The organism is Castellaniella sp. WN (genome assembly GCF_054457555.1).
Window position 1 is genome coordinate 1 of record NZ_JBTKZC010000002.1, and the last position, 22,582, is coordinate 22,582.

Here is a 22,582-nt window from a genome sequence, read left to right on the forward strand (position 1 = left end):
GGCGCATCACCTCGATTTCCGAAAGAACCTCCGTCAAGTGCTCTTCCAGCATCCGGCGACGATCCGGCACCGTCGCGCCCCCAACGCCACGTAGTTTTGCGAACGCCTGCATCTTGCCGATGGGCATGTGCGTCGTCCGCAACCGCAGCAGGAATTCGATCCAGGCCATGTCCGATGCCACATAGCGCCGCTGTCCTCCAGACGCGCGGCCGATCGGTGCGATCAGTCCGACACGTTCGTAGTAGCGCAAGGTGTGGGCCGTCAGGCCCGTGCGCTTGGCGACTTCATCAATGGTCAGATGAGATTCCATGGGTAGATCCTAGAAGTTAGAGTGCACTCTAAGTCAAGCACTGTACATCGAAAACATCTAGCCCCGGATCGGCGATGGTCCCATCGCCCTATGCCGATTGCCGCGCTGACACAGGGCGAGACAAAAAAACCCGGCGGTCCGTGCAATACGGAACTCGCCGGGTGGGGCAGGCGGTTGGCCCGGGTCTCGTCAGACGCCGGGCCGGGAACGGAGGTCAGGCCGTGACGGGCTCGGCGGCGTAGGATTCCACCGGCGGGCAGGCGCAGCTGAGGTTGCGGTCGCCCCAGGCGTTGTCCACCCGCGCGACCGGCGGCCAGTACTTGCGCGCCGCCATGCCGGGCAGCGGGAAGGCCGCCTGCTCGCGGGTGTACGGATGCGTCCAGTCCTGGACCAGCAGCGTGGCGGCCGGATGCGGGGCGTTGACCAGCGGATTGTCGTCGGCCGGATGCTCGCCGCGTTCGACGGCGGCGATTTCCTGGCGGATGGCGACCATCGCATCCACGAAGCGGTCCAGCTCGTCCAGGCCTTCGGACTCGGTCGGCTCGACCATCAGCGTGCCGGCCACCGGGAAGCTCATGGTGGGAGCGTGGAAGCCATAGTCCATCAGCCGCTTGGCGATATCCTCGGCGCCGATGCCGCTGGCGTCCTTGATCGGGCGGATGTCCAGGATGCACTCGTGCGCCACCCGGCCATTGGCCCCGGCGTACAGGATCGGATAGTGCGGCGCCAGGCGCGCGGCCAGGTAGTTGGCGTTGAGGATGGCCACCTGGGTGGCGCGGCGCAGGCCTTCGGCCCCCATCATCATGATGTACAGGGTCGAGATCGGCAGGATGCTGGCCGAGCCGTAGGGCGCGGCCGACACCGGACCGGACTGGCCCGCCGGCAGGCGGCCGTCCTCGCCCACCACGCCGGGCAGGTACGGGGCCAGATGCGCGCGTACCGCCACCGGACCGACACCCGGGCCGCCGCCGCCGTGCGGGATGCAGAAGGTCTTGTGCAAGTTCAGGTGCGACACGTCCGAGCCGAAGCGGCCCGGCTGGGCGACGCCCACCATGGCGTTCATGTTGGCGCCGTCCAGGTAAACCTGGCCGCCGGCCTCGTGGATCAGGTCGCAGATCTCGGTGACCGTGGTCTCGAACACGCCGTGCGTGGACGGATAGGTGATCATCAGCGCGGCCAGCCGGTCGCCGACCTGCGCGATGCGGGCGCGCAGGTCGGTCATGTCGATATTGCCATTGGCATCCGAGGCCACGACCACCACCTCCATGCCCGCCAGGTGGGCCGAAGCCGGGTTGGTGCCGTGGGCCGAGGCCGGGATCAGGCAGACGTTGCGCTGGTGCTCGCCGTTGGCCTGATGATAGCCGCGGATCGCCAGCAGGCCGGCATATTCGCCCTGGGCGCCGGAATTGGGCTGCAGGCTGACGCGATCGTAGCCGGTGATCTCGCACAGCGCGGCGCACAGGCGCTCGATCATTTCCTGGTAGCCCTGCGCCTGGCCGGCCGGGGCGAACGGATGCATGTGGCTGAATTCGGGCCAGGTCACCGGGATCATTTCCGCCGTGGCGTTGAGCTTCATGGTGCAGGAGCCCAGCGGGATCATGGTGCGGTCCAGGGCCAGATCCTTGTCGGCCAGGACGCGCAGGTAGCGCAGCATGTCGGTCTCGGATTTCACGCGCGAGAAGGCCGGATGCGCCAGGATGGCGCCTTGGCGGCGCAGGGCCGCCGGGATGCCGTCGATCCCGGCCGAGAAATCGGGCGCGATGCGCGTCACGCCCATGCCGGCCGCCAGCGCGCCGACCAGGATCTCGATGTCCTGGACGCCGACGGTCTCGTCCAGCGACAGGGCGACGTGGGTGTCGTCCACGCGGCGCAGGTTCATGCCTCCGTCCACCGCCGCGTCCAGCACCGCCTGGGTGCGAACACCGGTTTCCAGGTGCAGCGTGTCGAAGAAGGTGTCGTTGCGGACCTTCAGGCCCATGGCGCGCAAGGCGCCGGCCAGCTGGCCGGTGTGCGAGGCCACGCGCCGGGCGATGCGGGCGATGCCCTGGGGACCATGCCACACGGCGTACATGGCGGCCATCACGGCCAGCAGCACCTGCGCGGTGCAGATGTTGGATGTGGCCTTTTCCCGGCGGATGTGCTGTTCGCGAGTCTGCAGCGCCAGGCGCAGGGCCGGCTCGCCGCGCGCGTCCTGGGATACGCCCACCAGACGGCCGGGCAGGTTGCGCTTGTAGGCGTCCTTGCAAGCCATGAAGCCGGCGTGCGGGCCACCGTAGCCCATGGGCACGCCGAAGCGCTGGGCCGAGCCCACCGCGATGTCGGCACCCCATTCGCCGGGAGGCGCCAGCAGCGCCAGGGCCAGCAGGTCCGTGGCCACGGCGACGATGGCGCCAGCGGCATGGGCCTGCTCGGTCAGGGCACGGTAGTCGGCCACGCCGCCCAGGCTGTGCGGATACTGCAGCAGCACGCCGTAGCAGTCGGGCAGGCCGTCGGCCTCGTCGCCGACCACCAGTTCGATGCCCACCCCGGCCGCACGCGTGCGCAGGACTTCCAGCGTCTGGGGATGGACGTGAACGGATACGAAGAAACGGTCGGACTTGACGCGCGAGACGCGGCGCGCCAGGGTCATGGCCTCGGCCGCGGCCGTGGCCTCGTCCAGCAGCGACGAGTTGGCGATGTCCAGCCCCGTGAGATCGGCGATCATGGTCTGGAAGATCAGCAGGGCTTCCAGGCGGCCCTGGGAGATCTCCGGCTGGTACGGCGTGTACGCGGTGTACCAGGCGGGGTTTTCCAGGATGTTGCGCAGGATCACGTGCGGCACATAGGTGCCATAGTAGCCCTGGCCGATGTAGCTGCGCAGGGCCTGGTTGCGGCCGGCGATGGTCTTGAGGTCCGCCAGCGCTTCCACCTCGCCCAAAGGACCGGGCAGGTCCAGGTACGGGGCTTCGGACAGGATGTTTTCCGGCACGACCTCGCGGATCAAGGCGTCCAGGCTGGAGGTGCCGATGGCCGCCAGCATGGCGCGCTGGTCGGCTTCGGACGGCCCGATGTGGCGGGCGATGAATTCGGAATGCGTGGCGGAATCGCGCAGCATGGGGATCTCCGGGGTGAAACCGAGTGAATCAGGGAATGAAGGGCGCGCCGCGGATCAGGTCTGAGCCTCGTAGGCGGCGGCGTCCAGCAGGCCATCGAGATCGGCGGCGTTGTCGGGCTTGATCTTGAAGATCCACTGCTCGTAGGCGGCTTCGTTGATCAGGGCGGGCTGGTCGTTCAGGGCCTCGTTGAAGGCGACGATCTCGCCGGCCACCGGCGCGTAGATGTCGGAGGCGGCCTTGACGGACTCGACCACGGCGGCGGTGTCGCCTGCGGCCAGATGCGCGCCGACCTGGACGTCGCCGACGAAAACCAGATCGCCGAGCTGGTCCTGGGCGTCGTCGGTGATGCCGACCAGGAAGCAGTCGCCGTCGGCCTTGACCCATTCGTGGGAGGCCGTGTACTTGCGGTCGTTGGGAATGGACATGATGTACCCCGTTGTCAGTGGTGGAGAATGGAAGAAGGGAAAGGAATCGCGGGCGCGGTCAGACCATGGCCTTGCCGTTGCGCACGAAGGGCGGGCGCACGATTTCGGCGGGCAGCCACTTGCCGCGGATCTCGACCTCGGCCCGGTCGCCCGGCGCCGAGCCGGCCGGCACGCGGGCCAGGCCGATGGAAAAACCCAGCGTGGGCGCCATGGAGCCGCTGGTGAGCTCGCCTTCGCCCTGGGCGGTGCGGACCTTCATGTGGCCGCGCATGATGCCGCGGTCGAGCAGCTTCAGACCGACCAGCTCGCGAGCTTTCGAGGCGGATGCCAGGGCGGCGCGGCCGATGAAATCGCGGGACTCGTCCTTCATGGAGACGGTCCAGGCCAGGCCGGACTCCAGGGGATGGACGGTCTCGTCCATGTCCTGGCCGTAGAGGTTCATGCCGGCCTCCAGGCGCAGGGTGTCGCGCGCGCCCAGACCGCAAGGCCGCACGCCGGCCCGCGCCAGGGCGTCCCAGAAAACCTTGACGGCGGTGGCGGACAGGACGATCTCGAAGCCGTCCTCGCCGGTGTAGCCGGTACGTGCCACCAGCGTGTTCTCGTCGATCATCGTGCCGGTGAAAGGCTTGAGATCCTGGGTGGCGGGCTTCCAGTCGGGATGCACGGACCAGACGGCCTCGCGGGCGGCGGGGCCCTGGATGGCCACCATGGCCAGATCGCGCCGGGGGGTGATGGTCACGCCGCAGGCGGCGGCCTGTTCCCGCATCCAGGCGACGTCCTTGTCCGCCGTGCCGGCGTTGACGACCACGCGCCAGCGTTCCGGGGCGAAGAAATAGACGATCAGGTCATCGATCACCCCGCCGTCGGGGCGCAGCATGCAGGAGTACAGGGCCTTGCCCGGCTGGCCGGCGATGCGCGCCACGTCGTTGGCCAGCAGGTGGCGCAGGAAGTCCTGGGCGCGTTCGCCGGTCACATCGACGTTGAGCATGTGGGACACGTCGAACATGCCGGCGGCGCGGCGCACGGCGTGGTGTTCTTCGAGCTGGGAGCCGTAGGCCAGGGGCATGTCCCAGCCGCCGAAATCGACGATCTTGGCGCCCAGGGCGACGTGGGTTTCGTACAGGGGGGTTTGCGCGGGCATGGAAACTCCGGACGAGAAAAAAGGGCGGCGTGAAATGCCGGCAGCGCCCTTCTGTCCTTTTGCCTGAGAGTTGCCCCGCACTGCAGGGGGTTCACCTTCGGCGCCCGCGCCCGGATCAGGGGGCGGGTCTCTCCAGAATGCTGCGATGCGATGACGGCATCATGCGAATGGTACGGGGTGCCTGAGCGATTCCGGGCGAATTGCGCCTTCGGCGGCCGCCCGATGCGCAAGGCGGCGCTCTCCCACCCGCATCGGGTGACAGCAAGGGTGAAGCATACTCTGAAACGGGGGCTCGAAACAATCGGGGGAACCCGGCAATCGTCCCCGGCCACCCTACTGGCAGGTCGGCGCGGGATGCCGCTTGGAACGCAGCCCCGCCTTCAAGATCTGACTGGGCACATCATGCCCCACGAGACCCGGGAGCAGCGCGCCCGCACCCAGGATCCCTTCCATGTCGATGCCCGTGTCGTAGCCCATGAGGTCGAGCATGTGCACCAGTTCCTCGGTGCATGCGTTTCCACTGGCCCCGGGCGCGTAAGGGCAGCCGCCCAGGCCACCCAGCGATGCGTCGTAACGATCAATCCCGGCCTCCAGCGAGGCCATCGTATTGGCCAGCGCCATCCCTCGCGTATTGTGGAAATGCATCACCAGTTCGAGGCTGCCGAATCGCCGCCGTACTCGCGCCGCGATCGAGCCAACCTGCGTGGGATAGGCCATGCCGGTAGTATCACATAGCGTCAAGCTCGCAACGCCTTGCTGAACGAAGCGATCCATCAGATCGAACATGAACGCCTCGTCGATATCGCCTTCCATGGGACAGCCAAATGATGTGGACAGAGAGACATTGATACGCGTACGGGTACCGCGCAGCACCCGAATGACCTCGCTGAGTTGGGCAAAGGACTGCTCACGCGTCATACGCATATTGGCGCGATTGTGCGTTTCGCTGACGGACATGACCAGATTCACCTCGTCCACATCGCAGGCCGCCGCACGCTCGGCCCCACGCACATTGGGCACCAGCACCGTATAGATCACATCGGGATTGCGCCGTATCCGGCCCATCACTTCCTCCGCATCCCGCAGGGCGGGGATCGCCTTGGGAGATGTAAAGGAAGTCACCTCGATCTTGGCGTAACCACAGTCCGACAGACGATCGATGAACGCCACTTTATCGTCGGTCGCGATGAACTGCTTTTCGTTCTGAAAGCCGTCGCGCGGGGCGACCTCCTGGACATACAGTCGTTTGCCGCTCTTTCGCATATCGATTCGATCCCTCTATCCTTTTCAAATATCGCATGCGCCTCAGACAAGCCCGCGCGCACGCCAATCGGCCAACGTATCCTCATCCACGCCGAGCGCCCCGAGCACTTCCGCGGTGTGCTCGCCCAGGGCCGGCGCCCGGCTGCGGATTTCACCCGGCGTGCCGCTGAGCTTGGGCACGATGCCCGGCACCTGGATGGGCGTGCCGTCGGGCAGATCGGCATCCAGAATCATCTGCCGTGCCTGATAATGAGGATCATCGGCGATATCGCCAATGTCGTAGATCCTTCCTACCGGTATCTGGCTGGCGTTGAGCCGGCTGATGACTTCGTCCCGCGGCAACCGGGCAGTCCATTCTGAAATAGCGGCGTCGATCCGATCGACGTTGCGCACACGCCCGTCATTGCCTTCCAGTTCCGGATCGGTCGCAAGATCCTCGCGCTCGATGGTCTGCATCAGACGCTTGAAGATGCTGTCGCCGTTCCCGGCGATCAGCACGTATCGGCCATCGCCGCACAGATAGGCATTGCTCGGGGCGATCCCCGGCAGGCTGCTGCCCGAAGGCTGCCGGACCACATTGAAGGCCGAATATTCCGGCAACAGGCTTTCCATCATGTTGAAGACGGACTCGTACAACGCCACATCGATCATCTGGCCGGTACCACCGGGCAAATCCCGCGCACGCAAGGCAAGCAGCACGCCAATCACGCCATGCAGGGCCGACAACGAATCGCCGATCGAAATCCCGACGCGAACGGGCGTACGGCCAGGTTCCCCGCTGAGATGCCGCAACCCCCCCATCGCTTCCCCGATCGCGCCGAACCCCGGCAGATCGCGGTATGGCCCGGTCTGCCCGTACCCCGATACGCGCAGCATCACGAGGCGAGGATTGACTTTGCGCAGGTCCTCCCAGCCCAGCCCCCAGCGTTCGAGCGTGCCCGGCTTGAAATTCTCGACGACCACATCGGCATCGGACACGAGACGGCGCACCACATCCTGCGCTTCGGCCTGACGCAAATCCAGGGTGACGGACTTCTTGTTGCGTGACTGTACTTCCCACCACACCGAAGTGCCCTGGTGCAACAAGCGCCATTTGCGCAGCGGGTCTCCCTTGACAGGCGGTTCAATCTTGATCACTTCGGCACCGAATTCGGCCAGCATCTTGGTCGCGAACGGACCCGCGATCAACTGACCCATCTCGACGATGCGAATCCCTTCTAATGGCTTGGACATGAATGGCTCACTGCTTCTGTTTACCCAAATACGCTTCACGGACCTTGTCGCTGCGCAACAGTTCCTGGCCGCTCCCCTCCATGACGATCGATCCCACTTCGAGCACATAGGCACGATCGGAAATCGCCAGGGCCTGATTGGCCATCTGCTCCACCAGCAGGATCGTCATGCCCTCATCGCGCAAGGATTTGATGATCTTGAATACCTCCGCGACAATCAGCGGCGCCAGTCCGAGGGAGGGCTCATCGAGCATCAGCAGTTTGGGACGGCTCATCAATGCCCGGCAGATGGCCAGCATCTGCTGTTCACCGCCCGACAGCGTGCCCGCCGCCTGATGGCGGCGCTCGCCCAAACGCGGAAACATCTGAAAATACCGGTCGATCTCACTGGAAAGCTGCTGCGCGCTTTCCTTGCGCAGATAAGCGCCCAGCATCAGGTTGTCGTGCACGCTCTGATCGGGAAATACCTGACGGCCTTCGGGCACATGCGCAATGCCTCTTTCCACGCGTCGATGCGCGCTGACTGGACGCATGTCGACGCCCTCGAAATGGATGACGCCCGCCGACGGCACGATCCCGGACAAAGCCCGCATCAATGTACTCTTGCCGGCGCCATTGCCGCCGATCAGCGTGACGACTTCGTGGAGATCCACATGCAGCGACACCCCCTTGAGTGCATGAACGGCGCCGTAATTGACGGAGAGATCCTTGATTTCCAGCAAATGGTTCATTGTCGACTCCTATGCGGGCGCGCCAAGATAGGCCTCGATCACCTTGGGATCGCGCTGGATCTGCTCGGGCGCGCCAGCGGCGATCTTGGTGCCGTAGTCCAATGCGACGATATGATCCGAGATCGCCATCACCAGGTCCATATGGTGTTCGATCAGCAGAATGGTGAGGCCGCGCTCCTTGAGCTTGACGATCAGATGAGTGAGCTCATCGGTCTCGCTGGGATTCAGGCCCGCCGCCGGTTCATCGAGCAACAGCACCTCGGGCATGGTAGCCACCGCACGGGCGATTTCCAGCCTGCGCTGCAAGCCATAGGGCAGGCTGTTGGCCTCTTCGTGCGCGTACCGCTCCAATTCGCAGAATTTCAGGATCGAGTACGCACGCTTCCGGATGGCGCTTTCTTCGCGCCAGCGGCTGGGCAGATTCAGAAGATTCGCAAGGAACCCGGATTTCTGAACTCGGTACAGCCCCACCATCACGTTCTCGAGCGCGCTCAGCCCATGGAAGAGCTTGAGGTTCTGAAAGGTGCGCCCCAGGCCCAGCGCCGCGATACGATCGGCCGGCAAGGCCGTGATGTCCCGGCCCAGAAACACGATGCGCCCGGCATCGACAGGCACCAGACCCGACAGAAGGTTCAACGTCGTGGTCTTGCCCGCACCGTTGGGTCCGATCAGAGAGGTGATCGTCCCCCGCCGCAATGCAAAAGACACCTTGTTGGTAGGCACGACGCCGCCATATGCCTTGTACAGGTCAGTGACTTCCAGCAAGGGACCGGCGGACGCAGCCTCACCGGCTCGGCTAGCACGCGACCAGGCATCCGGATCGATATCGCCCGCATCTTCCAGGGCAACCAGCCCTCGCCGACGCTTGAACGCATCCACGACGCCAGCGATGCCGTCAGGCATGAAATAAAGGGCAAAGAGCAGAATTCCACCGTAAGCGAAGTGCTGCACTTCGGGCCAGCGAGCCAGAAATGCGTCGATCAGCGCCAGCACCACGGAGCCCATGAAAGCGCCAGCCGGCGTCCGGCCACCGAACAGCACCAGCACCAGAAGAAAGACCGAGAGATTGAAATTCACGAAATCGGAGTTGATGTACTGATTCTGCTGCGCAACCAGCGCGCCCGCCAGACCGCATGTGACCGCGCTGATCACGAAAGCGAGCGTCTTGAAACGCAGGACGCTGATGCCGACGCTCTGCGCTGCGATTTCCGAGGTCCGGACAGCGGAAAACGCCCGCCCGAAACGGCTCTTGAGCAAACTCGACGTCATGGCATACAACACCAGGCCCAGCACGACGACGACCACCACCCATTGCCGGCTGTCGAGCGGCGTGCCGCCGATCATCGGCGCGCCGATCCCATAGAAGCCCTGCTGGCCCTTGAAGACATCCGTCCATTCAGCAACGATCTTTTCAATCAGCAAGCCGAAGGCTATCGTCACCATGGCCAGGCTCGGGCCTTGCACCTTCAAGGCCGGGATGGCCACGACGACCCCGAACACGGCGGAGACCACGATGGCGGCTACCAAGGACAGCCACGGATCGACCTGATATTCCACCGTCAGAAGGGCAACGGTGTAGGCGCCCACGCCAAACAGGCCGGCATGACCCAGGGATTTCTGGCCCGCCTGCCCCACCAGAATATTGAATCCCGTCGCGGCGATGTGATAGACACCGATATTGAAAATGATCAGCAGATAAAAATCATTCAACCCGGAATATGCAAGACCGATAACCAGCGCCGCAATGCACAGCGGTAGCAAGATTTTCTTGACCATCAGACTTTCTCCACCTGCACTTTGCCCAGGAGCCCTGCGGGACGGAAATACAGCACGACGATGATCACGGCGAAGACGGCGATCTCGCGCAAGTTCGAATAGAAGAGACCGATCGTCGATTCCATCAAACCGATCAGGAAACCGCCGAAAATACATCCGCGAGGATTTTCCAGACCACCCAGAATCGCCGCGGAAAACGCCTTGAGCGCAAGCAGCGAGCCCACGAAGACGGATGCCGTCGCGATCGGCGCGATCATGACGCCGGCAATCGCCGCCAAGACCGAACTCAGCACGAACACACCAATGGCGACTGCATTGGCATTGATGCCCATCAGGCTGGCCGTGGATTTGCTGAAGGCCACAGCACGGACGGCCTTGCCGAATTTCGTGGCATGCAGCGCCCAGTCGAACACCACCATGAGAACCAGCGTGACGCAGAAGACGAAAATTTCTTGCGGCCGCATGCCGGCGCCGAGGATGGAGATCACGCCGTCGCCCAGCGGCGAACCCAAGGCGATGGGCGCGGGCCCCCAAATCATCAATGCGATGTTCTGAACCAGGATGCCGAAGCCGATCGTGCTCATCACCCACGACAAGCCATGTTCACCCACGAAATGCTGGATCGCCGTGATATAGAGCAGATAGCCCAGCACGGACAGCACGGCGATGCTGACCGCCAAGGCGAACAGGAACGCGCCCCAACTCATGTCCGTGATCGCCGGCAGGCCTGTCAACCGCCCCTGACTGTAAAGCAGGACAGCGTTGACGCCGATCAGACCCGCAATGGCGAGGAACGCGCCTTGACCGAAATTGAAGGTCTTCGTGGTGGTATAGGTGATGCTGAACCCGAAAGCGATCAAGGCATAGACACTGCCTACGGCCAGACCACTGAAGATGGCTTGCAGGATTTCCATAATATGCACTCGAAAGGGAAGCACGGCGGCGGCCCCAGAAGGATGCCGCCAACCGTAGCGAACGTCGCAGTAGCGGCGCTTACTGCTTGAGATCGGCCGCCGTCAGGGACTGGGTGACCTTGTCGTCGACCGACACGACGGTCCCGTCCTGCCAGCGCACCAGGCGGAAATCCTTGTACGACAGCGCTTCGTGATTTTCGTGCGTGAAGGGATGGTCATAATCCTTGATCACACCTTTGACCGTATTCAGGTTCTCGAGCGCCTGCTGAACCTTTTCGCCATCCGTGGACCGGGCCTGCTCCATGGCGGCCGCCAGCAGCTTGACCGAATCATAGGCATGCGCAGCCATCACATAGGTGGGCAGGCGCCCGTCATTGGCCTTCAGCAACGTCTCGTACAGGGCCTTGGACTGCGCCGAGGAATCTTCGGTGATCGATGCCGTGAAGATCATCTTCTTGGCCAAATCAGGACCTGCGATGCGCACGAAGGGAGAGCTCAGATTGGCCCACGAGGCGAGCGTCGTCGGCCAGTAATCGACCTTTTCGAGACTGCGCATGACGTGGGCATTGGCATCGGCCAGGGCATACACGATCAGCACATCGGCACCCGCGCTGCGGATCTTGTTGAGCTGTGAAGTCATGTCGGTATCGGCCGGGCCGAATTTTTCGACAGCCACGGGCTTGATGCCATGCAAGGCCAGCAGTTCGACCGCATCCTTGGTGCCCTGCTGGCCATACCCGGTGGTATCGGCGATGATGGCGATCTTGCCCCCGGAGCTTGCCTTGGCCGCATAGGCGGTCAATAGGGTCAACTGGTCCTTGTCGCGCATGGAAACGCGAAAGATATAGTTCCGGGGCGCCTTGGCGTAGCGCGCAGTGATGTCGGTCGCGGTCGCCACCGGCGAGATCGTCGGAATCTTCTTGTCCTGCACCAGATGGAGCCAGGCAAGCATGTTGCCGGAATTCACCCCGCCCAGCATCGCCTTGACACCGATATTGTTGATCAGTTCGTTGGTGTTCTGGATCGCCTTGGGCGGCGAGCCGACGTCATCGCGAGTGACCAGTTCCAGTTGCTGGCCCAGCACACCGCCAGCGGCGTTGATTTCACGGATGGCCTCAGACGCGCCCGCCCTGGCCGAGATGCCGAAATCAGCGGAACCGGTCGCGGACAGATCGCTGTTCAAGCCGATCTTGATCGTATCCGCCTGGGACAGCGCCGCGGTACCCGCCAGGGCTAGCCCGAGCAGCAGTTTGGAAATAAAAGGGGTCTTGCATATAGATTCAACCATGTTGTCTCCAGTATTTGACTTGGTGAAAATCGGGGGCAATACCAGGCAAACTGCCGGGCCTAATCATCCAGGATCATGTCAGCCGCCTTGTTGGCGATCATCATGGTGGCTGCGCAGATATTGGCCGAGGGAATCGAAGGGATGACAGACGAATCCGCCACGCGAAGGTGATCCACGCCATGGACCCTCAACCTGGCGTCGACCACCGCCATCGGATCGCTTGCCGGACCCATGCGTGCCGTGCCATTGAGGTGATAGGAAGACACGCCGACGCCGCGCACGAAATCGAGCAGTTCGTCCTCGGAACGGCACAGATCACCGGGCAGGGTCTCGCCATCGAAATAAGGCTCCAACGCTTTCGACCGCAACAGGTTCCGCGCGAGGCGCACGCCGTTGATCAGCACGCGCTGGTCATCCGGATCGGACAGGTAATTGGGCTGAACCAGCGGCGCGGCGGCGGCGTCCGAGGACTGCAGGCGCACGTACCCGCGACTGCGCGGCCGATGCTGCCAGACCCCCACCGTCATGCCCGGATAATCATCCAGCCGGCCCACATAACCTTCCTTGTAGCTGGCCGGGGTGAACACGCCCTGCAGATCGGCCTTGTCCAGCCCGGGCTCGGATTTCCAGAACCAGTGAACCAGCGAGGGACTGAGCGCCATGATGCTGGGCTTCTTCACCACCCAGTTGAAGATCTCCCGACCCAGCCGCAAGCCGCGCGACAGCTCGTTCAAGGTTTCGCATCCCTTGACCCTTGCTACCAGCCGCACCGAATAATGGTCGCTGAGGTTTTGGCCCACCCCCGCGAGATCATGCACCACCGGCACGCCGGTTTCCCGCAGATGCTCCGCCGGCCCGAGGCCCGACAGCATCAGCAGCTTGGGCGTATTGATGGCGCCACAGGCCACGATCACACTTTTGGCCGCCAGCACCGTGCGGACCGGGCCACCCGATGGATGGTTGTATTGAACCCCGCGTGCCTTGCGGTCTTCAATGATGATCCTGGCGGCCTGGGCGGACGTCTTGACCGTCAGGTTGCCGCGGCGCCGCGCCGGACGCAGGAAGCAATGCGCCGTACTCATGCGCCAGCCTCGATCGATCGTTCGCTGGAAATACCCGACGCCCTCCTGGGACGCGCCGTTATAATCCGCCGTGAGCGGCAACCCCTGCTGGGCCGCGCCCTGAATGAACGCCTCGCACAAGGGGTGAATCCAGTCGATGTCACTGACGGGCAGTTCTCCTGAACGGCCCCGATACTCGTCGCTGCCGCCGCTGCGACGCTCCATGGACTTGAAATAAGGCAGCACGTCGCGAAACGCCCACCCCGGATTGCCCAGTTCGGCCCAACGATCGTAATCACTCTGCTGACCCCGGTTGTAGACCAGGCCGTTGATCGAGGACGAGCCACCCAGGACACGCCCCTGGGGAATGGGAATGCGGCGGCCGGCGGTAAGTTCAGTCGGTTCCGTCGTGAACTGCCACGCATACACGGGGTTGAACACGACTTTGATGAATCCGGCCGGGATATGCAGGAAAGGATGCCAGTCGGACGGACCGGCCTCCAGCAAGCAGACCGTGGAACCATCGGCGCTCAGGCGATTGGCCAGGATGGCTCCGGCGGCTCCCGCGCCCACGATGACGTAGTCGAAAGATTCGGTGCTCATGCCGCCGCCATGCAAACATACTTGATCTCGAGGAACTCCTCGATGCCGTACTTCGAGCCCTCGCGGCCCAGGCCCGAGGACTTGACGCCGCCGAAGGGGCCCACCTCGTTGGATACCACGCCAGTGTTGACTCCTACGATCCCGTATTCCAGTTTTTCCAGCATCCGCTGAATCCGCAAGCGGTCATCTGTGTAGAAATATGCCGCCAGGCCGGATTCACAATCATTGGCCAGCGCCAGGACCTGCGACTCGGTGCTGAACGTAGCCAGCGCCACGACCGGCCCGAAGATCTCTTCATGCGCAATGCGCATGTCCTGCGTCACACCCTGCAGCACAGTGGGTTCATAGAGCAGCCCACCTGCGGCCGACAGCTTGCCGCCCGCCCGCAGCACGGCGCCCTTGGCGACCGCGTCCTCAACCAGCCCGGAGACTTTTTTCACGGCGCGCTGATCAATCAGGGGGCCAAGATCCACGCCTTCTTCGAGACCATTACCCAGCCTCATCGCCCTTACCCTGGCAGTCAGCTTGTCCGTGAACGCATCGGCGATGCCGTCCTGCAGATAGACCCGATTCGCGCAAACGCAGGTCTGCCCCGCATTCCGGAATTTCGAGGCCATCAGCCCATCCACCGCGCGATCCAGGTCGGCATCCTCAAAAACGATGAATGGCGCATTGCCGCCCAGCTCCAGAGACAGCTTCTTGATATTGGAGGCGCTTTGCTGCATCAAGAGGCGCCCGGTATCGGTCGAACCCGTGAAGGTCAGCTTCCTGACGGAGGAATGCCGCGTGAGTTCACATCCGATAGCGGCCGGCGCACCGGTCAGCACATTGAGCACGCCGGGAGGAATCCCGGCCTGCTCGGCCAGGGCCACCAGGGCCAAGGCGGTGTAAGGAGTCAGTTCGGAAGGCTTCAGCACTACGGAGCAGCCAGCGGCCAGGGCGGGAGCGACCTTGCGCGTCACCAGCGCGGAGGGGAAATTCCATGCGATGATGGCCGCGCAGACCCCCACGGGCTGCTTGATCGCCATCAAGCGCTGATCTTCTCGAGTCGGTGGCAGCACATCGCCATATATCCGCTTGGCCTCTTCGGAAAACCACTCGACAAATGACAGCGCATAGTTCAGTTCGCCGCGGGCTTCCGCCAAGGGCTTGCCCTGCTCAAGCGTCAGGATCAGCGCCAGATCCTCCGCATTCTGCTCGATCAACGCTTGCCATTTCCTAAGGAGCGCGCCACGCTCCTTGCCGGTCCTCGCCGCCCATGCCCTCTGGGCCGCCTCGGCGGCCTCGATGGCCCTGACAGTCTCGACGGCGCCCAGGTCGGGAATCATCCCCAGCACGGTATTGTCATAGGGATTACGGACTTCGAGCACACGCCCCGAATCGGCATCGCACCATTTGCCGTTAATATAGGCTTGCTGCTTGAAAAGCGAGCCATTGCGCATTAGCGCTTGCATGTTTGTCTCCATTGCTTTCTTTCCGTAAGGCGGCCGGCATCAAAGCCTGGCAAGTTCGCATCAGTCTATCAACGGGCACAGATCGCCCGAAGCATTCATTGATGAGGCCGCCATCGCGGAATGCGATGGCAAATACACAGCAGACGCACCAACGACCCGTTCCCCTATGCACCTGAGCCCCACATCGCTACGGTTGTTCGTCGCCGTCCTCGAAGAAGGCACGATTGCCGCCGCCGCCGAACGCGAACACATCGCCGCGGCCGCCATCAGCAAGCGCATCAGCGAGCTGGAGCAGACCCTCAAGACTCCCCTGCTGCAACGAACCAACAAAGGCATCCAGCCTACGATGGCGGGCATGGCCTTGTTGAGCATGGCGCGGCGCGCACTACATGAACTCGATGAAATTTCGATTCAGATGCACGAGTATGCAAGCGGCGTGCGGGGCTTCGTCCGCGTCTACGCGAACATCTCGGTCATCACCCAGTTCCTGCCCCAGGACATCAAGACATTCCTGGAGATCTACCCCAACATCCAGGTGCACCTCGAAGAAAAAATCAGTTCTTCCGTCATCAAGTCCGTGCTGGAAAACGCCGCCGATGTGGGTCTGTTTTCCGGCACCCACCATGTGGAACACGATGTCAAGGTGCTGCCATACCGGGAAGACATCCTGTGCCTGATCGTGCCCAAAGGACATCCTCTGATCGGGAAACCCGGCTTTCGCTTCACGGACGCCCTCGAGTACGACTTCATCGGTCTGCACACCGGCAGTGCGATCAATCACATCGTGGCCAACGCCGCCAGCAGCCGCAACCGGGAAATGAAGATCAGGGTTCAGGTCACCGGCTTCGACGCGCTGTGCTTCATGATCGATTCGGGCCTTGGAATCGGCGTGCTGCCGGCGACGCTCGCCAAACGCTATTCACGGATCTTCAATATCCATACGATTCCCATCCATGAACCCTGGGCGAAACGCAAACTGAACATTTGCGTGCGTTCGCTGGATTCCCTGCCCATGGCGGCCAGGCTGTTCGTGGAGCACCTGCAGGTCAACGCCAGGGTATCCGATATCGGGCAAGGCGGCACCGACGATCAATCCTCATGAAATCTTTCTTCGGCGCCGCCAAGCGGAAAATTCCTTTACACACTACGTCGAAACCGGCAGCGTGACTACTGCTTCAGGTCTTCCGGCTTGATTTTCCTGGTGATATCGTCATCCACGGAAACAACCTTGCCATCCACCCACCGCACCAGCCGAAAGTCCTTATAGGACAAAGCTTCATGATTCTCGTGGGTAAATGGACGGTCATATTCCTTGATCACACCCTTGACCCTCCCCATATTTTCAAGCGCCTGCTGCACCTTCTCCCCGTCCGTGGTCTTCGCCTGCTCCATCGCAGCCGCCAGCAATTTCACCGAGTCATAGGCATGCGCGGCGAACACGTAAGTGGGCAACTTTCCTTCTTTTTTCAGAATGGTCTCGTACAACGACTTGGATTGCGGTGTGGAGTCCTCGGTAATGGAGGCGGAGAAGATCATTTTCCCGGCCAGAGCAGGACCGGCAATACGCAGGAATGGAGGGCTCAAATTCGCCCAGGAAGCCAGCGTGACCGGAGAATAGTTGATCTTTTCCAGGCTGCGCATGACGTGGGCGTTGGAATCGGCCAGCGCATACACGATCAGCGTATCCGCTCCCGCGCCGCGTATCTTGTTGAGCTGCGAAGTCATGTCGGTATCGGCAGGGCCGAATTTCTCGACGGCGACAGGCTTGATGCCATGGAGCCCGAGCACATGCATCGCATCTTTTGAACCCTGCTGGCCATACCCCGTCGTATCCGCGATGATGGCAACCTTGCCGTTCTTGCTGGCCCGCGCGGCATAGGCCGCCAGCAACGTAATCTGATCAAGGTCGCGCATCGACACTCTAAATATGTAGTTCTGGGGCTGCGTACTATAGCGGCTGGTAATTTCAGTCGCGGTGGCCGACGGAGAAATGGTCGGTATCTTTTTCTGCTGCACGATATGCAGCCACGCCAGCATATTCCCAGAATTCACGCCCCCCAGCATGACCGCGACTTTTTCATTATTTACCAATTCATTGGCGTTCTGAATGGATTTTGGCGGTGAACCGACATCATCGCGAGCCACGATGACCAGCTTCTTGCCAAGGACGCCTCCCGCGCTATTGATTTCCTCCACCGCCTGGCGCGCACCAGCCAACGCCGATATGCCAAAGTCCGCCGAGCCCGTGGCGGACATATCACTGTTATAGCCAATCCTGATATCCTCGGCCATAACACCTTGAGCCAGCAACATCAATGCAGCACCGAAAATATAACGATGCATTTTCTTTTGTCGTGCCATTTGTTTATCTCCAATCAAATCGCATTTTCCAACACACGCACCACACAGCTACTCAAACCGGACAACGAGAATTCCTACAGTATCAAATCGACGGGATTTTCCAGCAGACTCCGCACGGCGGTCAGGTAGCGGGCGCCTATGGAACCATCGATTACCCTATGGTCGGCCGACAGGGTCAATGTCATGACACTGCCTATGCGCAACTCATCTCCCTCCACAACGGGCTGGCGAACGACGGACCCAGCCGCCAGAATTGCGCTTTGGGGGGGATTTATAATGGCGGAGAACTCCTGCACACCGAACATGCCCAGATTCGATACAGTCAGGCAGCCACCTTCATATTGCTCCGGACGCAATCTTCCCTCGCGAGCTCGCACCACCAGGTCGGCCAGACGAGTCGATATGAGCCGCAAGCCGGCTGTACCAACATCGAAAAGCACTGGAGTGATTAGGCCCCGATCCAGGGCCACGGCGACACTAATATCAACCTGGGCATGTTGCTGCACACCATCTTCATGCCACCGCACATTGAGTTCGGGCACACGGTGCAATGCTCGCGCGGCAGCCAGAACCAGCAAGTCATTCAACGAATAGTGCCGGTCGGATCTGGCATTGAGAGAAGACCTGGCCTCCAGCAATTTATCCATCCGGCACTGCACTCTTAGATAAAAATGCGGTATTTCCCGCTTCGATTCCACCAGACGTCGAGCGATAGTGCGGCGCATCGGCGTATGCGGAGAAAGCGACCCCACATGTGAAGCATGCGGTTCCCCTGCCTGAACAAGCGGTTTCACAGGTTGACGCTGCCCGGCCACCCGCTCGATGTCGACACGGACGATCCTGCCGCCAGGTCCGCTGCCCTTCAAGCCATCCAGCTCGACCCCGGCTTCACGGGCAAGACGGCGCGCGGAAGGGCTGGCGAATACTCTCAATGCCGCTACCGTGGAGGAAGCCTCCTGCTCCCGCTCCTGCCCCGACGACACCGAGGCAGCCACCTGACCAGTTGATTGAACGGCATCGATGCATTCCCCGGCACCATGCGACAGCTTCAACTTGGCAAGCACACTGCCAACAGGAATCTCCTCATCTCCTGCATCGACAAGAATGCGATCCAGCACCCCTTCATCCACCGCATCCAGCTCGATGACAGCCTTGTCGGTCTCGATCTCGGCCAGAACATCCCCCACCATGACCGCATCGCCCGGATCTTTCAGCCATTTAAGAACCTTTCCCTGCGTCGTGCCGGCGCCAATTGCCGGCATCAAAACGTCGATTTCCATGATTGCGCAACCCTTAGATATCAATCAGGCTTCCAGCCTTTTCAATGTACGAAGCCGCATCTGAAATATCGGCAACGACAGCATCCCGGACACCCTCCGGGTCACGCAGTCTCAGAAATCTGAGCAAATCATCATGATGGCCAAATGACTCCCAACTGTCGGACTTCCGGTCCCTGCTACCCATACTGAGCGAAAATAACGGAGCAATCTGAAGCCAGATGTTTTCAATCATCGATACCAACATCGGCATACCGGACGCTCTGTACAGGCAGAAATGCAGATTCCTATTTGCCTCGACGGTTTTCAGCACATCGATGCGCGATTGGCGTCCAAGCCGCTGGAATTCATCGGCGTATCCTTGAATATCCGATACCGTCTCATCATCGATCACGCGAGTCGCCTCCGCCGCCGCAAAACCTTCCATGCACAAGCGGATACGCACGATCTCACGAAACTTGGAGAGATTCGGCTTGGGCACGCGAAGGCCGCGGCTGGGCAACATTTCCAGCGCCCCTTCCGCCACCAGCCTATTGACGGCTTCTCTTACGGGCATGGGGCTGGTGTTCAGAACCGCCGCCAAGCCGCGCAAAGTGACTTTCTCTCCCGGGGGAACGGCCCCGCTCATGAGCAATTGGCGCGTCTCGTTATATATTTGATCCGCAACGGTCACTCGTTCCTGTTTTTGCAGCAGGCTTTCCAGAACACCATCCATTCAATATTCCCCTACATTCAATTCATGTACACGCCGCCGTTTACATCGAGCGTTGTACCGCATATATAGCTGGCCGCATCCGAGCATAAAAATGCGATAGGCAAGGCAATCTCGCGAGGATGCGCCATGCGTCCCAGAGGAATCTGATTTCCATCGAAAGCACGCCCTCTGGTCATCGCCGTCTCCGTGGCTCCGGGGGCGACGCTATTGACGATCACATTATGAGGAGCAGCCCGGCGCGCCAGCCACTTCACAAAAGAGAGTGCCCCCCCCTTTTGCCGCGACATAATGCGGGCTGGCGGCCAGCCCGCCCATACGGGCAGCCACTGAGGACACCAGTACCATGCGCCCCCCACCGTCATCACGCATTTTCCTGAGAGTCGCACGGGTGATGTGCATCAAACCCAATAGATTGATATCGATCACACGCTGGAAAACGCTGTCCCAGTCTTGATCCTCCCAATCATCCCAAGGACAATGCCCTGCATTCGCCACAAGAACATCCAGACGCCCGATGCCCTCGATGGCATGTTCCACTTCTTTGCGATCGGTCACGTCAAAGGGAAGAAATCGAACCGGACGCCCCTGCCCTCGAAGGCCCTCCATCAGATCCTCGGGACAAACAAGATCCGTCAATATCAGGTTGGCACCCATCCCGGCGCAGATACGGGCCGTCTCACTTCCAATGCCGCCGGCAGCCCCGGTAATGAGAACTGTCTTTTTTTCGAGACTGAACATGATGCCCCCCTTATCCGGACAGGCCGCTCTCGACCATCATCTGCGCAATCAGCTTGCCGACATCATTTACATCAGCCAAAGCAGCGCGTTCCAGTACACGCGACACGACGGGCGGCGCCCACCGGCCTGTGACCCGCTGCACGGGCTGGTCCAGATAGTCGAAATACCGGCGCTGTATCTCGTCAGCGATCAGCGCCCCGAAGCTTGCACCTCGTGTCGTCTGCTCGACGATGGCCACACGGCCCGTCTTTCGCACGGACTCCCCGATCAACTGGTAATCGATATCGCGCTGAGACAAGGTACGCAAATCGATGATATCGGCACTCACACCGGATTGCTCAACAGCCTTCACGCAGGCATCCACCATGGTCAGACTGGCCAATAGCGTGATCTGCCTCCCCTCCCTGACACGCTTCGCCCGTCCAAGCGGAATGTAGTAATTCAGGTCACGAGGGACAGGCACCTTGTGCTGGTGCAATTCCTGCGGCTCAAGGATCAAGACCGGATCTTCGCAGCGCAACGCGGAATTCATCAACCCTACGTAATCGAAGGCATTGGATGGCGCAACGATTCTCCAGCCGGGGAAAAGAGCAAATACGCCTGAAGGGTCCATGGAGTGCTGAGAGCCATAGCCCTCCAGGCCCGGAATACGGGTACGCAACACCAACGGCACCGATGCCGTGCCATTGAACAGATGCCGGATCTTTCCCGCCTGGTTCAGCAACTGGTCGCCGGCGACCAGGAAAAAGTCGCTGTACATCAGCTCTACGACGGGACGCAAGCCGGACAGCGCCGCCCCCGTCGCGAGGCCACAAAAGCCATTTTCGGTAATCGGTGTATTGATCAATCGATCGGCAAAGCGATCCATCAGGCCACGCGTGGCACCGACGGTCCCCCCGCCCATATTCGCCACGTCCTCGCCGAAGACACAGATGCGCTCATCCTCGGACATGCGGGCAGCCATTGTCTTCGAAATTGCCTCTATGTAGCTCATGGACTCCATGTCGGCGGCGTTATAGTCCTCCGCCTCGGCGTAATGTACGCCGTGGAACTCTTCCATACTGCTCGTCAGGTTCACATCCACCGTTGCCGGGTCCGGCCACAATTCCGCACGAATATGCGTTCTCGATCCGGTTCCGTCCACACAAGAGGCTGCTGCCGCCTCTATGGCTTCGCAAATTCCGGCGTCGATGGCCTTCAGCTGAGTTTCACTCAGAATTCCGCGCGCCGGGAGCTCCCGTTGGAAAAACAGCCATGGATCGCGATTTTTCCATTCCGCCTCTTCCTCGCGAGTGCGGTAGCCAAAGGCACTTCCCGGAATGGAAGAACTCTGATGATAGTAGCGATAGACATCAGCCAGGATACAAACGGGTCGCTGCTCCCTGGCGATATAGTCCCTGGCCCAGCCCGCCGCCAGCCATACAGCAAGGGGATTCATGCCGTCGACTTTGACTGCTTCGATCCCATGCGCCTGTGGTCTCGTCAGCAGCTCGGTCTGGTAAGTCGACTGCTCGACGCTCATTGACACGGCGTAGTGATTATTCTCCAGGAAGAAGATCAGAGGCAGGCGATAAAGCGCCGCAAGATTCATGGACTCATGCGTTGCACCCTGATGAACCGCACCGTCGCCAAAGAACGACACCATGACCTTATCCGATCCCCGGTACTTTTCAGCGAACGCATGCCCGCAGGCAATGGGGAGCCCGCCAGCAACGATGGCATTGGTCCCCATGATGCCAAGCTCTGCCCGGCGTAGATGCATCGAGCCTCCACGCCCTCCGGTCCACCCCCCTGACAGACCCAGAATCTCCTGCATGAGGCCCCGTATTTCCTCATACATGCGCGCAGTCAGCCCGCCGGCCTCCGGGTCGAAACCGTCCTCATACAAGGCATTGATAGCCTTCGCCACGCATTGATGATGGGCACGGTGAGTCCCGTTCATCAAGGAGTTGGCGGGCAATGCCGCCAAACAGCCAGCCGCCGCCCCTTCCTGTCCGATGCTGGAATGGGCTGGCCCATGAACCAGATTCAGCTTGTCGAGCTGCAGGATTTTCTCTTCGAATCGCCTCGCGGACAGGAACAAGGTGACCAGGCGCTTCGCGTCCGCAGTCGCCAATTTGGCCCAATCGCCATCCTCGACGATCAGCATGGATGCCGGCGTATTTGCGCTTATATTCTCGAATCGCATGAGGTCCTCG

Annotated in this window: 19 protein-coding genes and 2 riboswitches; of the genes, 1 reads left to right on the forward strand and 18 read right to left on the reverse strand. The window is 61.5% G+C overall.

Annotated elements, in window-relative coordinates; genetic code table 11:
- From ACTPOE_RS13890 to ACTPOE_RS13945, 12 genes are all read right to left on the reverse strand, one after another.
- On the reverse strand, positions 1–310 hold a 310-nt coding region (locus ACTPOE_RS13890; protein ID WP_458872844.1), incomplete at its 3' end, for a MerR family transcriptional regulator.
- 214 nt (positions 311–524) lie between these two features.
- The gene (gcvP, locus tag ACTPOE_RS13895) at positions 525–3,404 is read right to left on the reverse strand and encodes an aminomethyl-transferring glycine dehydrogenase (RefSeq protein WP_458872845.1); all 2,880 of its coding nucleotides are present in this window, start codon (positions 3,402–3,404) and stop codon (positions 525–527) included.
- A 54-nt stretch (positions 3,405–3,458) separates the two neighbouring features.
- Positions 3,459–3,830: a glycine cleavage system protein GcvH gene (gcvH, locus tag ACTPOE_RS13900; RefSeq protein ID WP_458872846.1), complete on the reverse strand. Its 372-nt coding sequence runs from the start codon at positions 3,828–3,830 to the stop codon at positions 3,459–3,461.
- 58 nt (positions 3,831–3,888) lie between these two features.
- The gene (gene gcvT / locus ACTPOE_RS13905) at positions 3,889–4,971 is read right to left on the reverse strand and encodes a glycine cleavage system aminomethyltransferase GcvT (RefSeq protein ID WP_458872847.1); all 1,083 of its coding nucleotides are present in this window, start codon (positions 4,969–4,971) and stop codon (positions 3,889–3,891) included.
- Between the two features lie 41 nt (positions 4,972–5,012).
- Positions 5,013–5,117, reverse strand: a riboswitch (glycine riboswitch).
- Positions 5,118–5,129: 12 nt separating this feature from the next.
- A riboswitch (glycine riboswitch) is annotated at positions 5,130–5,226 on the reverse strand.
- A gap of 78 nt (positions 5,227–5,304) precedes the next feature.
- Positions 5,305–6,234 carry a hydroxymethylglutaryl-CoA lyase gene (locus ACTPOE_RS13910; RefSeq protein ID WP_458872848.1) on the reverse strand — a complete coding sequence of 310 codons (930 nt, stop codon included), beginning with the start codon at positions 6,232–6,234 and terminating at the stop codon, positions 5,305–5,307.
- A 42-nt stretch (positions 6,235–6,276) separates the two neighbouring features.
- Positions 6,277–7,467: a CaiB/BaiF CoA transferase family protein gene (locus tag ACTPOE_RS13915; RefSeq protein WP_458872849.1), complete on the reverse strand. Its 1,191-nt coding sequence runs from the start codon at positions 7,465–7,467 to the stop codon at positions 6,277–6,279.
- Between the two features lie 7 nt (positions 7,468–7,474).
- Positions 7,475–8,197 (reverse strand): ABC transporter ATP-binding protein, encoded by a 723-nt coding sequence (locus ACTPOE_RS13920; RefSeq protein ID WP_458872850.1) that lies wholly within the window; start codon positions 8,195–8,197, stop codon positions 7,475–7,477.
- Positions 8,198–8,206: 9 nt separating this feature from the next.
- Positions 8,207–9,973 carry a branched-chain amino acid ABC transporter ATP-binding protein/permease gene (locus ACTPOE_RS13925; protein WP_458872851.1) on the reverse strand — a complete coding sequence of 589 codons (1,767 nt, stop codon included), beginning with the start codon at positions 9,971–9,973 and terminating at the stop codon, positions 8,207–8,209.
- The gene (locus ACTPOE_RS13930; RefSeq protein ID WP_458872852.1) at positions 9,973–10,887 is read right to left on the reverse strand and encodes a branched-chain amino acid ABC transporter permease; all 915 of its coding nucleotides are present in this window, start codon (positions 10,885–10,887) and stop codon (positions 9,973–9,975) included. Before ACTPOE_RS13930 ends, ACTPOE_RS13925 begins: the two co-directional genes overlap by 1 nt.
- Positions 10,888–10,966: 79 nt before the next feature.
- Complete coding sequence (locus ACTPOE_RS13935) at positions 10,967–12,175, reverse strand: ABC transporter substrate-binding protein (protein WP_458872853.1); 1,209 nt, start codon at positions 12,173–12,175, stop codon at positions 10,967–10,969.
- Positions 12,176–12,234: 59 nt separating this feature from the next.
- Positions 12,235–13,839: a GMC family oxidoreductase gene (locus tag ACTPOE_RS13940; protein WP_458872854.1), complete on the reverse strand. Its 1,605-nt coding sequence runs from the start codon at positions 13,837–13,839 to the stop codon at positions 12,235–12,237.
- Positions 13,836–15,293, reverse strand: coding sequence for an NAD-dependent succinate-semialdehyde dehydrogenase (locus ACTPOE_RS13945; protein ID WP_458872855.1), 1,458 nt, complete (start codon positions 15,291–15,293; stop codon positions 13,836–13,838). The genes ACTPOE_RS13940 and ACTPOE_RS13945 overlap by 4 nt, the downstream gene beginning before the upstream one ends.
- Before the next feature lie 166 nt (positions 15,294–15,459).
- Between ACTPOE_RS13945 and ACTPOE_RS13950 the strand changes: the two genes are divergently transcribed.
- A complete protein-coding gene (locus ACTPOE_RS13950; RefSeq protein WP_458872856.1) occupies positions 15,460–16,395 on the forward strand; it encodes a LysR family transcriptional regulator in 936 nt (311 codons plus the stop codon).
- A 65-nt stretch (positions 16,396–16,460) separates the two neighbouring features.
- Here ACTPOE_RS13950 and ACTPOE_RS13955 read toward each other — a convergent pair whose 3' ends face one another.
- From ACTPOE_RS13955 to ACTPOE_RS13980, 6 genes are all read right to left on the reverse strand, one after another.
- Complete coding sequence (locus tag ACTPOE_RS13955; protein ID WP_458872857.1) at positions 16,461–17,654, reverse strand: ABC transporter substrate-binding protein; 1,194 nt, start codon at positions 17,652–17,654, stop codon at positions 16,461–16,463.
- 74 nt (positions 17,655–17,728) lie between these two features.
- Positions 17,729–18,934, reverse strand: coding sequence for a dihydrolipoamide acetyltransferase family protein (locus tag ACTPOE_RS13960; RefSeq protein WP_458872858.1), 1,206 nt, complete (start codon positions 18,932–18,934; stop codon positions 17,729–17,731).
- Positions 18,935–18,947: 13 nt separating this feature from the next.
- Positions 18,948–19,646 carry a GntR family transcriptional regulator gene (locus ACTPOE_RS13965; protein WP_458872859.1) on the reverse strand — a complete coding sequence of 233 codons (699 nt, stop codon included), beginning with the start codon at positions 19,644–19,646 and terminating at the stop codon, positions 18,948–18,950.
- Positions 19,647–19,663: 17 nt separating this feature from the next.
- Positions 19,664–19,933 (reverse strand): SDR family NAD(P)-dependent oxidoreductase, encoded by a 270-nt coding sequence (locus ACTPOE_RS13970; RefSeq protein ID WP_458872860.1) that lies wholly within the window; start codon positions 19,931–19,933, stop codon positions 19,664–19,666.
- Positions 19,866–20,384, reverse strand: coding sequence for an SDR family NAD(P)-dependent oxidoreductase (locus ACTPOE_RS13975; protein ID WP_458872861.1), 519 nt, complete (start codon positions 20,382–20,384; stop codon positions 19,866–19,868). Before ACTPOE_RS13975 ends, ACTPOE_RS13970 begins: the two co-directional genes overlap by 68 nt.
- A 10-nt stretch (positions 20,385–20,394) precedes the next feature.
- Positions 20,395–22,572, reverse strand: coding sequence for a dehydrogenase E1 component subunit alpha/beta (locus tag ACTPOE_RS13980; protein ID WP_458872862.1), 2,178 nt, complete (start codon positions 22,570–22,572; stop codon positions 20,395–20,397).
- Between the last annotated feature and the right edge of the window lie 10 nt (positions 22,573–22,582).

Bases quoted from the DNA above. Each gene is read 5' to 3' on its own strand.
- gcvP (WP_458872845.1), bottom strand. From the start codon at position 3,404: ATGCTGCGCGATTCCGCCACGCATTCCGAATTCATCGCCCGCCACATC.
- gcvH (WP_458872846.1), bottom strand. From the start codon at position 3,830: ATGTCCATTCCCAACGACCGCAAGTACACGGCCTCCCACGAATGGGTC.
- gcvT (WP_458872847.1), bottom strand. From the start codon at position 4,971: ATGCCCGCGCAAACCCCCCTGTACGAAACCCACGTCGCCCTGGGCGCC.
- ACTPOE_RS13910 (WP_458872848.1), bottom strand. From the start codon at position 6,234: ATGCGAAAGAGCGGCAAACGACTGTATGTCCAGGAGGTCGCCCCGCGC.
- ACTPOE_RS13915 (WP_458872849.1), bottom strand. From the start codon at position 7,467: ATGTCCAAGCCATTAGAAGGGATTCGCATCGTCGAGATGGGTCAGTTG.
- ACTPOE_RS13920 (WP_458872850.1), bottom strand. From the start codon at position 8,197: ATGAACCATTTGCTGGAAATCAAGGATCTCTCCGTCAATTACGGCGCC.
- ACTPOE_RS13925 (WP_458872851.1), bottom strand. From the start codon at position 9,973: ATGGTCAAGAAAATCTTGCTACCGCTGTGCATTGCGGCGCTGGTTATC.
- ACTPOE_RS13930 (WP_458872852.1), bottom strand. From the start codon at position 10,887: ATGGAAATCCTGCAAGCCATCTTCAGTGGTCTGGCCGTAGGCAGTGTC.
- ACTPOE_RS13935 (WP_458872853.1), bottom strand. From the start codon at position 12,175: ATGGTTGAATCTATATGCAAGACCCCTTTTATTTCCAAACTGCTGCTC.
- ACTPOE_RS13940 (WP_458872854.1), bottom strand. From the start codon at position 13,839: ATGAGCACCGAATCTTTCGACTACGTCATCGTGGGCGCGGGAGCCGCC.
- ACTPOE_RS13945 (WP_458872855.1), bottom strand. From the start codon at position 15,293: ATGCAAGCGCTAATGCGCAATGGCTCGCTTTTCAAGCAGCAAGCCTAT.
- ACTPOE_RS13950 (WP_458872856.1), top strand. From the start codon at position 15,460: ATGCACCTGAGCCCCACATCGCTACGGTTGTTCGTCGCCGTCCTCGAA.
- ACTPOE_RS13955 (WP_458872857.1), bottom strand. From the start codon at position 17,654: ATGGCACGACAAAAGAAAATGCATCGTTATATTTTCGGTGCTGCATTG.
- ACTPOE_RS13960 (WP_458872858.1), bottom strand. From the start codon at position 18,934: ATGGAAATCGACGTTTTGATGCCGGCAATTGGCGCCGGCACGACGCAG.
- ACTPOE_RS13965 (WP_458872859.1), bottom strand. From the start codon at position 19,646: ATGGATGGTGTTCTGGAAAGCCTGCTGCAAAAACAGGAACGAGTGACC.
- ACTPOE_RS13970 (WP_458872860.1), bottom strand. From the start codon at position 19,933: ATGTCGCGGCAAAAGGGGGGGGCACTCTCTTTTGTGAAGTGGCTGGCG.
- ACTPOE_RS13975 (WP_458872861.1), bottom strand. From the start codon at position 20,384: ATGTTCAGTCTCGAAAAAAAGACAGTTCTCATTACCGGGGCTGCCGGC.
- ACTPOE_RS13980 (WP_458872862.1), bottom strand. From the start codon at position 22,572: ATGCGATTCGAGAATATAAGCGCAAATACGCCGGCATCCATGCTGATC.